Origin of the sequence: Kosmotoga arenicorallina S304, from assembly GCF_001636545.1 — a bacterium.
GTDB lineage: Bacteria > Thermotogota > Thermotogae > Petrotogales > Kosmotogaceae > Kosmotoga_B > Kosmotoga_B arenicorallina.
This window is the reverse complement of the sequence record NZ_JFHK01000005.1, coordinates 93,135-107,213: the sequence shown is the minus strand read 5'-3', so window position 1 is coordinate 107,213 and position 14,079 is coordinate 93,135. Positions and strand designations below refer to the sequence as shown.

17 protein-coding genes are annotated in these 14,079 nt (G+C 40.3%); 12 read left to right on the top strand and 5 right to left on the bottom strand.

Annotated elements, in window-relative coordinates:
- From mce to AT15_RS04645, 4 genes are read left to right on the top strand one after another with little or no spacing between them, the layout of a single operon-like run.
- Positions 1–408, top strand: a complete 408-nt coding sequence (gene mce, locus AT15_RS04660; protein WP_068346851.1) for a methylmalonyl-CoA epimerase — start codon at positions 1–3, stop codon at positions 406–408.
- 16 nt (positions 409–424) lie between these two features.
- The gene (locus tag AT15_RS04655; RefSeq protein WP_068346849.1) at positions 425–1,963 is read left to right on the top strand and encodes an acyl-CoA carboxylase subunit beta; all 1,539 of its coding nucleotides are present in this window, start codon (positions 425–427) and stop codon (positions 1,961–1,963) included.
- 14 nt (positions 1,964–1,977) lie between these two features.
- Positions 1,978–2,325: an OadG family protein gene (locus AT15_RS04650; RefSeq protein ID WP_068346847.1), complete on the top strand. Its 348-nt coding sequence runs from the start codon at positions 1,978–1,980 to the stop codon at positions 2,323–2,325.
- Positions 2,319–2,732 (top strand): biotin/lipoyl-containing protein, encoded by a 414-nt coding sequence (locus AT15_RS04645; protein ID WP_068346845.1) that lies wholly within the window; start codon positions 2,319–2,321, stop codon positions 2,730–2,732. The genes AT15_RS04650 and AT15_RS04645 overlap by 7 nt, the downstream gene beginning before the upstream one ends.
- A gap of 8 nt (positions 2,733–2,740) precedes the next feature.
- Here the strand turns inward: AT15_RS04645 and AT15_RS04640 are convergent, their stop codons facing one another.
- From AT15_RS04640 to wecB, 3 genes are read right to left on the bottom strand one after another with little or no spacing between them, the layout of a single operon-like run.
- Complete coding sequence (locus tag AT15_RS04640; RefSeq protein WP_068346844.1) at positions 2,741–4,054, bottom strand: sensor histidine kinase; 1,314 nt, start codon at positions 4,052–4,054, stop codon at positions 2,741–2,743.
- Positions 4,051–4,443, bottom strand: coding sequence for a hypothetical protein (locus tag AT15_RS04635; RefSeq protein ID WP_068346841.1), 393 nt, complete (start codon positions 4,441–4,443; stop codon positions 4,051–4,053). Before AT15_RS04635 ends, AT15_RS04640 begins: the two co-directional genes overlap by 4 nt.
- Positions 4,444–4,447: 4 nt before the next feature.
- On the bottom strand, positions 4,448–5,560 hold the full coding sequence (gene wecB / locus AT15_RS04630; protein WP_068346839.1) for a non-hydrolyzing UDP-N-acetylglucosamine 2-epimerase: 1,113 nt from the start codon (positions 5,558–5,560) through the stop codon (positions 4,448–4,450).
- A gap of 812 nt (positions 5,561–6,372) precedes the next feature.
- Between wecB and AT15_RS04625 the strand changes: the two genes are divergently transcribed.
- Complete coding sequence (locus tag AT15_RS04625) at positions 6,373–6,615, top strand: hypothetical protein (protein ID WP_068346837.1); 243 nt, start codon at positions 6,373–6,375, stop codon at positions 6,613–6,615.
- Between the two features lie 28 nt (positions 6,616–6,643).
- Positions 6,644–7,780, top strand: coding sequence for a DNA polymerase Y family protein (locus AT15_RS04620; protein ID WP_068346835.1), 1,137 nt, complete (start codon positions 6,644–6,646; stop codon positions 7,778–7,780).
- On the opposite strand, the gene AT15_RS04615 is transcribed toward AT15_RS04620, so the two are convergent.
- Positions 7,769–8,164 (bottom strand): methylglyoxal synthase, encoded by a 396-nt coding sequence (locus AT15_RS04615; protein WP_068346833.1) that lies wholly within the window; start codon positions 8,162–8,164, stop codon positions 7,769–7,771. The genes AT15_RS04620 and AT15_RS04615 overlap by 12 nt on opposite strands.
- A 72-nt stretch (positions 8,165–8,236) precedes the next feature.
- Here AT15_RS04615 and AT15_RS04610 point away from each other — a divergent pair, with 72 nt between their 5' ends.
- Positions 8,237–8,554, top strand: coding sequence for a hypothetical protein (locus AT15_RS04610; RefSeq protein ID WP_068346831.1), 318 nt, complete (start codon positions 8,237–8,239; stop codon positions 8,552–8,554).
- A 42-nt stretch (positions 8,555–8,596) separates the two neighbouring features.
- Here the strand turns inward: AT15_RS04610 and AT15_RS04605 are convergent, their stop codons facing one another.
- On the bottom strand, positions 8,597–9,034 hold the full coding sequence (locus tag AT15_RS04605; protein ID WP_068346829.1) for a hypothetical protein: 438 nt from the start codon (positions 9,032–9,034) through the stop codon (positions 8,597–8,599).
- Between the two features lie 551 nt (positions 9,035–9,585).
- Here AT15_RS04605 and AT15_RS04600 point away from each other — a divergent pair.
- From AT15_RS04600 to kdd, 5 genes are all read left to right on the top strand, one after another.
- Entirely contained in the window at positions 9,586–10,629 is a 1,044-nt protein-coding gene (locus AT15_RS04600; protein WP_068346827.1) for an ArsR/SmtB family transcription factor, read from the top strand.
- On the top strand, positions 10,626–11,681 hold the full coding sequence (locus AT15_RS04595) for a winged helix-turn-helix domain-containing protein (protein ID WP_068346824.1): 1,056 nt from the start codon (positions 10,626–10,628) through the stop codon (positions 11,679–11,681). Before AT15_RS04600 ends, AT15_RS04595 begins: the two co-directional genes overlap by 4 nt.
- 134 nt (positions 11,682–11,815) lie before the next feature.
- Positions 11,816–12,205: a 3-aminobutyryl-CoA ammonia lyase gene (gene kal, locus AT15_RS04590; protein WP_068346822.1), complete on the top strand. Its 390-nt coding sequence runs from the start codon at positions 11,816–11,818 to the stop codon at positions 12,203–12,205.
- Positions 12,206–12,209: 4 nt separating this feature from the next.
- The gene (kce, locus tag AT15_RS04585) at positions 12,210–13,031 is read left to right on the top strand and encodes a 3-keto-5-aminohexanoate cleavage enzyme (protein ID WP_068346819.1); all 822 of its coding nucleotides are present in this window, start codon (positions 12,210–12,212) and stop codon (positions 13,029–13,031) included.
- Between the two features lie 4 nt (positions 13,032–13,035).
- Positions 13,036–14,070 (top strand): L-erythro-3,5-diaminohexanoate dehydrogenase, encoded by a 1,035-nt coding sequence (gene kdd, locus AT15_RS04580; protein ID WP_068346817.1) that lies wholly within the window; start codon positions 13,036–13,038, stop codon positions 14,068–14,070.
- Positions 14,071–14,079 lie beyond the last annotated feature (9 nt).

Here is a 14,079-nt window from a genome sequence, read left to right as displayed (position 1 = left end):
GTGAGGACTGACAGAGTCGATCACATAGGAATAGTTGTGAGATCTATTGAAGAAAAACTCGATTTTTACAGATCTTTTCTTGGGCTTGAACTGCATGGCATTGAAGAATTATCCGAAAGAGGACTTAAAGTAGCATTTTTGAAAGTCGGCGATACGAGAATAGAACTTCTTGAACCGATCAGAAGCGATAGTGAGATTTCCAGATTTCTTGAAAAGAGAGGGGAAGGAATACATCACATTGCATACCATGTGGACAATATAGCAGAAGCCATTGAAAAAGCCATTTCAATGGGATTTCAACCGCTGAGCAAAGAACCCTCTATCGGAGCTGGCGGAGTTAAAATCGTCTTTTTACATCCTAAAACAACAGGTGGTGTACTGGTTGAACTTGTTGAAGGAAAGCATTGATATGCGGAGGTGAAGTATGAGGGAAAGCCTGAAAAAATACCATGAACTTGATAAAAAAATCTCCCTTGGCGGGGGAGAAGAACGAATCAAAAAGCAACATGATGCTGGTAAACTCACTGCCAGAGAAAGGATCGAGAAGCTGTGTGATCCAGACAGCTTTGAAGAGATAGACAAATTCGTCAAGCATCGCTCCATTTACTTCGGGCTGGATAAGAAAGAATTTCCCTGTGATGGAGTGATAACAGGGATAGGAGAAATTGATGGAAGAAAGGTTGCTGTTTTCTCCCAGGATTTTACAGTACAGGGAGGCTCTCTGGGGGAAATGCATGCGAAGAAAATAATGAAGCTACAGGATATGGCTTTAAAGCTTGGAATTCCCATTATCGGAATAAATGATTCCGGAGGAGCCCGGATACAGGAGGGTGTTGATTCACTCTATGGATACGGCGGTATTTTTTACCGGAATACCCTGGCATCCGGTGTTGTTCCACAGATTACAGTTATTGCCGGTCCATGTGCAGGTGGTGCGGTGTACTCACCTGCGATTACTGATTTCATAATCATGGTGGAGAATAATTCACAGATGTTCATAACAGGCCCTCAGGTCATAAGAGCAGTTACGGGCGAAGAAATAGACAAAGAAGCACTTGGGGGTGCTTTTGTTCACAATAGCAAAAGCGGTGTGGCTCATTTCATTGCTAATGATGATTCCTCAGCTATGTTGCTTGTAAGAAAGCTTCTATCTTATATGCCACAAAACAGTGCAGAAGAACCCTTTATTAAAGAAGAACGGGAAATTGCGGAGATACCGGAACTCATAGAGCTCCTGCCTGAAAATCCAAAGTATGGGTACGATGTAAAAGAGATCATTCGCAAACTTGTTGACAATGAAGAATTTCTCGAGGTCCATGCCCATTATGCAAAAAACATCGTTACAGCATTTGCCAGGATTGGAGGAAGACCTGTCGGCATAGTGGCAAACCAGCCTGCAGTGCTTGCGGGAGTGCTCGATATTGATGCATCAGATAAAGCAGCGAGATTTATCAGATTTCTCGACGGTTTCAACATCCCGATCATAACGCTTGTTGACACCCCCGGCTTTTTGCCCGGTGTTTCTCAGGAACATGGAGGCATAATAAGACATGGAGCAAAACTGCTCTATGCATACAGTGAAGCCACTGTTCCCAAAATCACAATCATACTACGGAAGGCCTATGGAGGGGCTTATATAGCCATGGGCAGTCAGCACCTTGGTGCTGATATGGTCTTTGCCTGGCCTGACGCAGAAATTGCAGTAATGGGTTCCGAAGGTGCCGCTAATATAATATTTAGAAAAGAAATTCAAAATTCCCCTGAACCAGAAAAAACAAGAGCTGAGAAGATAGAAGAATACAAGAAAATGTTTGCTAATCCCTATGCAGCGGCTTCGAGAGGCTACATTGAAGAAGTCATCGATCCGAAGGATTCAAGAATAAAAATTTACAACGCCCTTGAAATACTTCAAAGTAAAATGGAAGGCCGTCCGAACAAAAAACATGGGAATATTCCCCTTTGATTCGGAGTGATTTCATGGATGGTGTTTTATCGATTACTTTTACAGGTTTGTTTGTGGTTTTTTCTGTTCTTGGAATACTTTATATCGTTTTTTCCCTCTTTGGAGTGACTCTTTCTTCAAAAAAGAAGGAAGAGCAGAACAAAAATGTAGCAAAAGTTGTTATAAAAGAGAAAAAAGCTCATGAGCAGAAAAGTGAAGATGATGAATCTGAGGTGGTCGCAGCTATTAGTGCTGTGCTTCATGATATGCTGGGGAGTAGCTTTAAGATAAGAAAAATCAGCCCGGTATCAGGAAGAAAATTCGGTTGGAAAACAAGAACACCTCAGGTATATTGGAAACCGAGGAGGAATAAGGCGTGTTGAAAAAATACAGGGTGAGAGTCAACGGCAAAGAGTATCTGGTGGAAGTAGAAGAAATTCAAAACCTCCAGGAGGTTCCGGCTTCGGAGGAACAGGGATCGACTTCCGGGGTTCAAAGAACCGCTCCTGTTCGAAAAGTTTCCTCTGAAAGCATCGCTGAGAAAACCGCGCAACATAAAAGCCCCGAACATTCAACGGGTGGTTCATTGATATCCCCCATGACAGGAATTATTCTTGACGTTCTGGTATCTGCAGGAGACTATGTGAATAAGGGGGATAAAGTAATAGTAATGGAAGCAATGAAAATGGAGAACAGTGTCCTCTCAGATAGAGATGGTGTGATAAAAGAGGTACGGGTAAAGAAGGGAGATAATATAAACGCAGGAGATATTATGATTGTTTTTGAATAAAAGGGGGCTCAGCCCTCCTTTTTTATATTAGGTATAGTGAAGTAAACAGTTGTGCCTTTTCCGTATTCCGAAAACAGCTTTATTTTGCCTCCAAGGAGTTCTACAAGTTCCCTGGTTAGATAAAGACCTATTCCTGTTCCCGAAGGATTTAGCTCCCTGTTCATTGCGCCCTTTTCAATTGAATACCTATCGAATATTCTATCGAGAAATTCCTTCTTGATGCCTATGCCTGTATCCTTTACTTCAAAGTAAACATCGCCGTTGTGAGGAGATACTGAAATCTTTATCTTTCCACTTATTGTAAATTTGAAAGCGTTGTCAAGAAGGTTGATTAAAATTCTTTTTAGCTTCGAAGCATCTGTGTAAAATTCCTTGGGGAGTTTGTTTTCTTCTATCTCGAGCTTTATTCCTTTTTTCGACGAAATATCAATGAACTGATAGGATACATCGGTTATAATCTCTGACAAATCGACTTTTTCAATTTTTAATTCTGACTTACTTGTCTGTATTTTTGACATTTCAATAAGGTTGTTTATAAGGCTAAGCTGATAATCAACTGCTTGATGGATTGAAAGAAGCATCCTCTCCTGATCAACTGTTGCGCTCGATTCCAGCATTTCCGTGTATCCTTTGATTATTGTTAAAGGGCTTTTTAATTCATGAACCATGTCAGCGAAAAAGTTAAGTTGCTGGTCGATTTGTTTTTTTAAGTTCTCTATCGCACTCTTCAATTCGTTTTCGATTTCTTTTAACTCCGGGGAATCAAGAATTACTATATCTACTGTATTCTCACCATTGAATTTACAAGGATAAATATAAGATATGAATTCCCTTTCGTTTATTTCTAACTTCAAGAAAGATGGTTTTCCTGTTTTCAATGCATTTTCAACTCCACTGCGAAACTTCTCAGGTTCATTGAGGGTTTTATCAAATTCGTAAAGGTTGGTTACTGTGGCAAAGAGTTTTGAAGCCAGAGGATTGGAATAAATCTTCTCCCCTTTTTGGGTAAATCTGAACATGGCAACATTTGAGATGCTTTTTGAGATACTATCATAAAGTATTTCGAGCATGTTTCTTTTGCGGACTTCAATTTCAACCCTGAACAGTAGGTAGGTAACGAATAGAGATACCACGAGAAAAATATTGAAAATCGTTTGAGCAGTGTGAAGGATAGTAACCAATTTAGTTATTATTGAGAAAGCTGTAGAAATACCTGATATGAAAATTACCCAACCAATTGCTATGCCTGTTCGCATTGTACCTGAATATTTGCGAATCAAACCAATTCCAAAATTTATCATTACAATGCCGAGAAAAATCAAAGATAAATAACGACCGTAAAAAACTCCCAAAGCCTTATTGAGAAAGAAATTTTCAGGAGTAAAAAAACAAACATCGCGACAGGAAACATCAATAAAGAGGAAAAGAACCCCAGCTTGCTTGATTTACCAGTATAAAATCTGAACAATTCATTCAAAGAAAAGGCCTCTAGAGTAAGCAAGGCTATGTTTAGGAAAAACCATAAATAAGTTCCCTTGTACCAGAAAAAGAAAAAAGCAATCCTGTTCAAAGCATATGTGCCCCAGAACAAGTCCCATGCCCAATGTTTGGTTCTTGATAGCCTGTTGAAAATGATGAAAGAAACACTCAAAGGAACTATAACAAAAATTTGAACCAGTTTGATGAGCACAGACATAGATATTGAATCCATTCCTTCACACTCCTAAGACTTTTTTGAGATGATCAACTATCCTTTCAGAAGCCTTACCGTCTCCAAAGGGATTAGCAGCCTTTGCCATTTTTTTATATTCTTCTGCAGAATCCAGAAGCTTCAATGTTTCTTCAACGACCGTTGTTCTTTCTGTGCCGACAAGTTTTGCAGTGCCAGCTTTTATAGCCTCCGGACGTTCGGTTGTTTTTCTTAAAACAAGTGTTGGCTTGCCTAAAGCCGGTGCCTCCTCCTGTATACCGCCTGAATCTGTTAATATCAATTTTGCCCCCTCCATGAGAGAAACAAAAGGCAGATAATCAAGGGGATCAAGCAGCAAGACACTGTTATGTCCGCCCAATTCACTGTAAACAGTTTCCCTTACAGCGGGGTTCAAGTGCACTGGAAAAATTACTTTGAGTTCAGGTTTTTCTGCGAGAATGTCTTTAATTGCCTTCATAACCTGCCTGATGGGTTCACCCCAATTTTCACGCCTGTGCATGGTGACAAGCAAGTATTCTCCTCTTTCAACACCCAAAGTTTCTCTGAATTTATGCACTTCTTCTTTTTTATGCTTAAGTGTCCATAGAAGCGCATCGATGACCGTGTTTCCGGTTATCAATATATTTCCTCTGTCAATACCTTCATTAAGGAGGTTCTTCATTGCCATTTCTGTGGGAGCATAATGATAAGTAGCAATGGTCCCGCTTAGCCTTCGATTTGCTTCTTCGGGGAAAGGATTGTATATATCCATGGTTCTCAAACCAGCTTCAACGTGTCCGACAGGCACTTTATGATAAAAGGCAACCAGACTTCCTGCAAAGGTTGAAGTCGTATCGCCCTGAACAAGTGCAAAATCAAAAGAATTTTCCATAAAGACTCCATCAATTGAAGAAATGAGTCTTGAAGTTAACCCTGATAAACTCTGTCGTTCCCTCATAACATCGAGGTCATAGTCTGGAATTACCTCAAAAAGCCTTAATGCTTGATCCAGCATTTCCCTGTGCTGTGCGGTGGCTATCACTACCGGTTGCATATCTGAATTCTTCAATGCATGGTATAAAGGCGCCATTTTAACAGCCTCTGGTCTTGTCCCGAAAATCAATGCGATCCTTTTCAAAGTTAAAACCTCCTAAATAAATGCCGAGATTCGAGTTGCGAGTCACGAGAGAAACAATAAAAACATCTATGCTGGACTTCGCCCAGGCTATGCGTGACTATGTCACGGCCTTGCATCCGGAATGGCTATGCGCCTGCGGCGGATAAGAACCGAGTTACGAGATTCGAGTTGCGAGTCACGAGAGAAACAATAAAAACAGCTATGCTGGACTTCGCCCAGGCTATGCGTGACTGTGTCACGGCCTTGCATCCGGAATGGCTATGCGCCTGCGGCGGATAAGAACCGAGTTACGAGATTCGAGTTGCGAGTCACGAGAGAAACAATAAAAACAGCTATGCTGGACTTCGCCCAGGCTATGCATGACTATGCCACAGCCTTGCCTCCGGAATGGCTATGCGCCTGCGGCGGATAAGAACCGAGTTACGAGAACCGAGAGTCCGAGAATTAAATACCGAGTTACGAGTTGCAAGTAGCAAGAAAGCTGCTATAAGTGACTTCGTCGCGCACAGCCTGAGCTTTAATTTAGCTCAGCGTAGCTGCCGTACAACCTTCAATCCATAACCCACAACCGACAACAAACTGAACGTCGTTTTCTCTTGGATTCTCGGATCTCGATTTATTCTTGTGACATTCTATATATTGATTTTAACAAAATTTTCCTCGGATTAATCAGACAATTTCATCAAATGAGCTATTTTTACGTTGGTTTCCCTGACAGCAGAAATTTTTTGACATTATCTCCTTGATTTAAGCTATCAAATAATGGTATACTAATATATACCTAATCATAATTTCATGTATGAGATGATGATATGTTGACCGAAAAAAGGCAAATAAAGACAATAGTTTATTTTGGGGAAAGCGGTTTTTACCCTGTTAGGTTCAGCTATGATGGTATAAAAATTTATATAAAGAGCATCACATATCTCTGGATGGAAAAGAAGGGAAACAGATGTGTGTATTATTTTTCCGTGGTGAGTTCTCGCGGTTCTTATGTTCTTGAATATCATGAGGATTTGAAAAAATGGTTCTGCTCCAGACCGGGAGGGTGGTAATACGCTCAATTACGTGGCACATATAGATATGGATGCCTTTTTTGCAAGCGTTGAACAGGCTTCTAACCCTTATCTGAAAGGGAAAGCCATTATAGTTACCGGGAAAGGGTTAAGGCATTCTGTTGTTACAACAGCAAGCTATGAGGCGAAGAGAAAGGGTGTTCGCTCTGGTATGCCAGCACATGAAGCCTTAAAATTATGCCCTGAAGCAATTCCTGTTGAAGCTGATGGCAAGAAATACGAATACGTATCCCGGGAAATTATGAAGCTTCTTCACAGCATTTCGCCAGAGATTTTAGTGACCAGCATCGATGAAGCTTATATTGATCTTGCTCATTTTGAAAATTTGAAAGAAGCACTTCGTCAATTGAAGGGTCTTAAACTGAGATTAATAAAGGAATTTGGGTTAACTGCTTCTATTGGTATTGCTGCTAACCCCATACTGGCAAAAATCGGAAGCGATTTCAGGAAACCCGATGGATTTGTGGTGATTTGCCGGGGAGCAGAAAAGGAGTTTTTGAAACAGGTAGATGTAAAGGATATTCCCGGCATCGGACCCCACACTTTGATAAAACTTTCGAGCTATGGCTATGAAAAAGCCATTGAGTTTATCGAAGCAGATGATTTCTTTCTTTACAGCAATTTTGGGAATGCCTTGCTTGGCTTGAAAAAAGCCCTTCTGGCCTGTTCCTTCTCACGTGCCGAGTTCTTTAAAAATTCTCCTCCAAAGTCTATAGGCCATTCCATGACACTTTCAAGGAATATAGAAGATGGAGAACTCTTGAAAAGGGTTGCCTGTTTTTTAGGGGCAAAGGTGATTTACAGAATGAGAAGGAAAGGGTTTGAGGCAGAGGGGGTCAGTTTGTTTTTGAAATATTCGGATTTTAGTGCGGTCAGAACATCGAGAAAACTTAACTTTCCGCTTTCAAACGTCCAGAGAATGAATCAGGTACTTTACTGGCTGATCGAAGAACTTTGGAATAAAGAGCCTATAAGGGCTTTAGGGGTCTCTTGCAATAGATTGAAGCCTTTTAATACCCTTTCCGAGCAACTCAGCTTTTTAGGTGCCAGAAGAGATCTTATGGATACATCTCTCAAGATAGAAGAGGCCTTTGGAAAATATTCCCTTTTTCCAGCTTCGATCTTAGTCGTTTCAGAGCTCTGAGCTCTTTAAAATGCTTTTGATTTCAACCACCAGGGCTTCTGCCGTTGCGAGGTTGGTAGCCAGAGGGATATTGAGAACATCGCAAACTCTCATCAAAGCTGAAATGTCAGGCTCGTGAGGTTGAGCGGTCAGAGGGTCTCGGAGAAATATAACGAAGTCCATTTTCCCTTCTACAAGGAGGGCACCTATCTGAATGTCGCCGCCAAGAGGACCTGAATGCACCGCGTTTACCGGTAAACTCAATTTTTCCCTTAGAAATTTGCCTGTAGTCCCCGTTGCGTATAACTCGCAAAATTTGAAGGTTTCGATATTTTCTTTTACAAACATTATGAGATCAATTTTCTTTTTGTCATGAGCGATTAAAGCTACCCTTGGTTTTTCCATAAGTCACCTCGATTCAATATACTTGGCAATATAATGATAGCATTTTAAGCAAAAAAAGAAAAAGGAGAAGAAATGAAAGCCTATAATCTAGTTGTTTTATGTGGGAAGATTGTCTCGCTTACAAGAAGAAAAGAAGAGACGCTTTTAACGCTGAAATTCTCCAAAAAGGAAGGGCAAGAGATAAAGGTAATTGTAAAAAAAGCCAATATGAGCACAGAAATGTACAAAGGCGCTTTTGTATTGGTGGAAGCTTTTTTATATGCTGAAAAACCTGAACCTTACTTATTAGCAAGGCGTTGTCTGGTTACAAGCACTCCTTATGATTATGACCTTGATATTGAACTTCCCCGGTTAGTCTATGAAAATTTTCGAAGAGTATTTCCTGGATAAGGGAAGTCTTCCGATAGCAAAAAAAGTCGATTTCAAGTGGCCTTAATATACCTTTTTGATTGTGAAGATATACAGGAACCCCTTATCTGTGGAATAAAGCTTTCCAGTCAAATTAAATTCCTCCATGAGCTTTTTTGTGGTGTTTAAGGAAATATTCCCCCTTATTTTTACATTATATGTGTCACCATTGTCATCATAATCAAAAAGGTAGTTATATTTCGTCTTTTCATCCAACTCCTCAATATTTAAAGGAAGTACGGACTTCAAATAATAGAATCCTTTAATAGAGAATTCCAGCCTGGAAAGTTCTTTTAAAACTTCTCTGCTTTGTTGCAGAGCTTCTTCCCTTTGAGTTTGATTGGCAAAGTAGGATTTCAAAAGAGGGTTGATAGCAATATCAAAGAGCATAAGACCGGATATAATAGCTAGGAGAAATGTGATAATCAATAGATAGGTTTCAATCCTTTTTTGAATTTTCAACTCATCACCCCCAAAAAATCAATTTCTATTATAACAGCAAGCAAAAAAAATAGGGCCTTAACAGGCCCGCTAAACTCTCCGTGGGGAAAAAGGGGGGGTGTTGCATGTTTATCCGGTTCTCTCGTGCTCTTGTCTCTTGTTTAAAGGGGGTTAAAGATTTATAATTGAGCCTTTCGTAATTAACGAAAGCTTGACCTTTTCAATTTCTTCCTGAATGTTCTTTACATTTACAGACTTGCTGTTTTTCATATCCATCCCTCCAACTCCAGTTTTCCCTGACGAAATTATGATAACACTATGTTCGATGATTGTCAAACCCATAATGTTAACAACCGATAACGGTCTAACTTATTATTTGTAAAGCCTCCGAATCCAGTTTCAAGAGCTCTGAAGCGAAATATAAAGAAACTCTTCACAAACAAGCTTAATAAACCTCTATTCGGGAATAAATTCTATTTAAAAGGAAAATACTATTGTTTTTGCGCGGTTAATCGATCCTCACTTCATTATTTTAATGCTATAATTTGATATATATCTAACCGGAGGGTTTTATGAAGCTGAGATTAGTGTGGATCGAACTGGGAGAGCTTATAGCAATATCAAAGTTAATCACCGGGAAAAATAAAGCGGATTTCAAATCACTATCCGATGGCATGAAATTCCGGATAGATGTTTTTGAACGTGATATTTCCGCCACTGCTACCTGGAACACGAAAACGTTGGTTTCAGCCTTTTCAGAACTGGGAGAAATTTTTCTGATCTTTGCAAGTGAAAGCTTTGAAGATGGGGATTTTATAACCCTCGAAAAATCAATTGATAACCTCAACGCTTTCGAAGAAAATGGAACGAGGTTTTTCTCTTCTGTCATAGACAGATTTTTTAGAAACAAACAGCAACTTTTGAAAAGCTATTCAAGGGATAAATTTCTTGATTTTTTGCAAAATCAGAAGGTCCTTTCCAGGTCTTCAACATGGTTTCTCTCCCAGCTATTGATTTTTCCACAGCATACAAAGGAGATCTTCAAAGAATCCCTTGAAAAGTTGCTGCAATCATATGAAAGAAGCGGACTCAGAAAGGAAGTTACCTGTTTAGCCCACAAAACGCTGAAAATGCTAAACAAAGAGCATTCCAGAGTTATACTCATAGAGCGGTTAAGGCAGCTATCAGGATCTTCCTTTGGTGGATATCCTGTTCTTTCTATTCAACACCTGCTTCCGAATTTTGCTTTTGATCCTGTCAAGCTTGATGAAGGAATGCTTTTTCTTCTGGGAAACCTATTAAGTGCTGAGAAATCTAAATACCGGAGCCGCGGAAGCGAAGTACTGAAGGAATTCCTCAAAGATTTATCCGACAAGACACGCTTTTGTATTCTAAAGGTGCTTTCCAAAGAACCTATGTATGTGGCGCAACTTGCAGAACATTGCGGGCTTTCCAAGGCTACGATTTCACATCATCTTTCTGAACTCGGAAAACTTGAAATACTCGAAAAGTCAAATGATGGAAGAAAAGTTTATTATTCACTCAACAAAGAAAACCTGAAAAAGATAATTGAAGAAATAAACAACACTTTTTTGAAAACGGGTGATAATCAATGAAAATTGTGGCTGGATATTTTGAGATATACGATTTAATGATGGCGATCTATTATGCCTTTCATTCAGAACCCGTAAGAAAATCCCTGAAATCTCTTGGCGTTGATTTCAACCCCGCTCAGGAACTCCTTGCCTTTCGAGAGGCGATTTTGAAAGAGACAGATTGGTCAACCCGTATCTATACGACCTTTATGAACGAATTCGGCGTGATATCGCCGGTTCTTTTCCCAGTCAAGCATAAAATGGTAGACGGTACTGCTGTAAGGATTGAGGAATCAATTGAACTCTCACCTGAATTGATGGAAATGATAAGAGACCGTTTTATCACGGTGCTGGCTGTTCGGAGATTGAACATGGAACGTCAGGAGTTAAAAAGGCTTCTTGATACTTCTCCATTTACCGTAACAGAGAAAGTGGAAGAGATTGAAGGTATAAGCTCGGATTCAAAGTGGTTTGCGAACCAACTTCTTCTTTTCCCGGTGAAGGCAATGGAGTTTCTTGTTTCAAATACAAGAAAGATCCTGAAACTCTATGAAAAAACAGGACTCAGAGCCAAAAACCTTCGCAAAATAAGTGATTTTTTCTCTTCTATAAACTCAAAAACGGTTAAAAATGCCATTGAAAACTATCTGGATTATTACGATTTAGCGCCAGATGCTTCACGTCCATTATACGTTGCGCTCCAGAATTCCATTCCAAGAAGCAACTCCGGGTTAATGAGCTATCCTACTTTTCATTTGCTTATTATGGGGGTTGAAGAGATAACAAAGGATTTTCTCAAAAAGATCCCTCAGGAATATAAATTGAGCAATTTGCTGAAGGCAATAGGAGACCATTCGCGCTTTGAAATCCTGAGATATCTTGCCAGAAAACCATCAACCCAAAAAGAGCTTGCGGATTTTACCGGATTGAATAAATCCACCATTTCTTACCATATCAACTTACTCTTCAAAGCTTCGCTCATTGATATCGATGTGTTTAACAATATAATCACGCTGAGAGAAGAGACCATAAAAAAATTGGCCATGGCTCTTGGTGAAACTTTCGGTTTGTAAAGAGCGTTCTCGTAATCCAACAAGCATATAAGATATAGGTAATTATTCCCGCCTTAATTCGCCGATAATTCCCTCTATTTAGTGTTGAATAACGCTGCAATTGAAAGCAAAATTTTATTAAGGGGGTATTGTTGATGAAGAAGGTTGTCATTAGGGTTAGAATGAGCTTGCATGATGCTCATTATGGTGGAAACCTCGTCGATGGAGCTAAAATTCTTCAACTCTTTGGGGATGTAGCCACTGAATTGCTCATACGCAATGACGGTGATGAAGGACTTTTTAGGGCTTATGATAACGTAGAGTTTCTTGCTCCCGTATACGCTGGTGACTACATCGAAGTGACAGGGGAAATTGTTCACATTGGCAAGACGTCAAGAAAGATGATATTTGAGGCTAAAAAGGTGATTCAAGCACGACCTGATATCTCGGATTCAGCAGCTGAAGTTCTTGAAGATCCTGTTGTTGTATGTAGAGCTTCTGGAACATGTGTAGTTCCTCTTGAAAAGCAAAGAAAGGAAGGATGAACGCATGGAGAAGCTTATCATAACAGCTGCCATTACAGGTGCGGAAGTTACTCGCGAGCAACAACCAAATTTGCCAATAACACCAGATGAAATTGCTGAAGAAGCTTATCGATGTTATCTTGCTGGTGCTTCTATTGTGCATGTGCATGCGAGGAAAGGTGACGGCACACCTACACAGAATGTGGAAATTTACAGAGAAATAAAAGAAAAGATAGAGAAAAAGTGCAATATCATCGTTCAACCATCAACGGGAGGAGCTGTCTGGCACAGCATAGAGGAAAGGATACAGCCTTTGTTTATAAATCCGGAAATGGCAACTCTTTCCACAGGCACCTGCAACTTCGGGAAAGATATTTTTGCCAATCCTCAGGAGTATATTGAGAGATTTGCCGAAGAGATGAAAAAACGAAATATAAAACCAGAAATAGAAGTCTTTGAACGCGGCATGATAGAAAACGCCTTAAAGCTGGTGAAAAAAGGATTGATCGCACAGCCTTTGCATTTTGATTTTGTGATGGGGGTTCCTGGCGCTGTACCCGCAACGGTGAATGACCTTGTTCATCTTGTGAATTGCATTCCAGAAGGTAGCACCTGGAGCGTGGCAGGAATAGGACGCCATGAATTGCCCCTTGCACTTCACGCAATTGCTATGGGAGGGCATGTAAGGGTCGGTTTTGAAGATAATATCTATTACCGTAAAGGGGAGCTGGCGAGATCAAACACCCAGCTTGTGGAAAGGGTTGTAAGGATTTCAAGGGAATTTGGCAGGGAGATAGCCACTCCTGATGAAGCAAGGGATATCTTGAAAATTTCAAAAAGGAGGTAGCTCAATGAAAAAGGGGTGCCCTTTTGGAAGCCACAGGGTGATTGAACCAAAGGGTTCTTTGCCGCAATCGGCACTGAAAATTGACAATACTATGGAACTTTATTCCAATGAAATTCTCATAAAGGTTCAGACGCTAAATGTTGACTCTGCCAGTTTCACGCAGATAAAAGATGCTTGCAATAATGACAAAGGCAGAATTTCAGAGATGATTAAGAAAATCGTTGAAGAACGTGGGAAACTTCAAAATCCGGTAACTGGCTCTGGTGGTATGTTGATAGGAACGGTTGAAGCAATTGGACCTGATCTTGCTCATCTGGATTTAAAAGTCGGCGATCGTATAGCTACTCTCGTTTCGTTATCACTTACTCCGCTGAAAATTGACCGCATAAAAAACATAAATGTTGAAACCGATCAGGTTGACATTGAGGGGAAAGCAATCATTTTTGAAAGTGGCATATACGCGGTACTCCCGGAAGATATCCCCGACAGGCTTGCGCTGGCTGTACTCGATGTTGCAGGTGCTCCTGCTCAGGTAGAACGGCTTGTAAAAAAAGGCATGACTGTGGGAATAATAGGCGGTGGGGGGAAATCCGGTGTTCTTTGCGCTTATCAGGCCAGAAAAAATGCCGGCGAAACAGGTAAAGTCATAGTTGTTGAGTATTCAAAGGAAAATGCAAGAAGAATTGAGGAACTGGGATTGGCAGATGAGGTTATCGTAGCTGATGCCACAAAACCCATAGAAGTCTATGAACGGGTTATGGCATTGACAAAAGGAAAACTTTGCGACGTTGTAATAAATAATGTGAACGTTGAATCGACTGAAATGTCTTCGATATTGATAACAAAGGATCGTGGAATCGTATATTTTTTTAGCATGGCAACTTCTTTTACCCGGGCAGCCCTTGGAGCTGAAGGTGTGGGGAAAGACATTACAATGATAATTGGCAATGGTTATGCCCGGGGGCATGCGGAATTAAGCCTTAACATTCTCCGGGAAGCACCTGAAATAAGAGAACTCTTCGAAAATTTATATCAGTAATGGAGGGTT

Excerpts from the sequence above, each read along its gene's own strand:
- AT15_RS04655 (WP_068346849.1), top strand. The coding sequence starts at position 425 with ATGAGGGAAAGCCTGAAAAAATACCATGAACTTGATAAAAAAATCTCC.
- AT15_RS04650 (WP_068346847.1), top strand. The coding sequence starts at position 1,978 with ATGGATGGTGTTTTATCGATTACTTTTACAGGTTTGTTTGTGGTTTTT.
- AT15_RS04635 (WP_068346841.1), bottom strand. The coding sequence starts at position 4,443 with ATGGATTCAATATCTATGTCTGTGCTCATCAAACTGGTTCAAATTTTT.
- AT15_RS04625 (WP_068346837.1), top strand. The coding sequence starts at position 6,373 with ATGTTGACCGAAAAAAGGCAAATAAAGACAATAGTTTATTTTGGGGAA.
- AT15_RS04620 (WP_068346835.1), top strand. The coding sequence starts at position 6,644 with ATGGATGCCTTTTTTGCAAGCGTTGAACAGGCTTCTAACCCTTATCTG.
- AT15_RS04615 (WP_068346833.1), bottom strand. The coding sequence starts at position 8,164 with ATGGAAAAACCAAGGGTAGCTTTAATCGCTCATGACAAAAAGAAAATT.
- AT15_RS04610 (WP_068346831.1), top strand. The coding sequence starts at position 8,237 with ATGAAAGCCTATAATCTAGTTGTTTTATGTGGGAAGATTGTCTCGCTT.
- AT15_RS04600 (WP_068346827.1), top strand. The coding sequence starts at position 9,586 with ATGAAGCTGAGATTAGTGTGGATCGAACTGGGAGAGCTTATAGCAATA.
- AT15_RS04595 (WP_068346824.1), top strand. The coding sequence starts at position 10,626 with ATGAAAATTGTGGCTGGATATTTTGAGATATACGATTTAATGATGGCG.
- kal (WP_068346822.1), top strand. The coding sequence starts at position 11,816 with ATGAAGAAGGTTGTCATTAGGGTTAGAATGAGCTTGCATGATGCTCAT.
- kce (WP_068346819.1), top strand. The coding sequence starts at position 12,210 with ATGGAGAAGCTTATCATAACAGCTGCCATTACAGGTGCGGAAGTTACT.
- kdd (WP_068346817.1), top strand. The coding sequence starts at position 13,036 with ATGAAAAAGGGGTGCCCTTTTGGAAGCCACAGGGTGATTGAACCAAAG.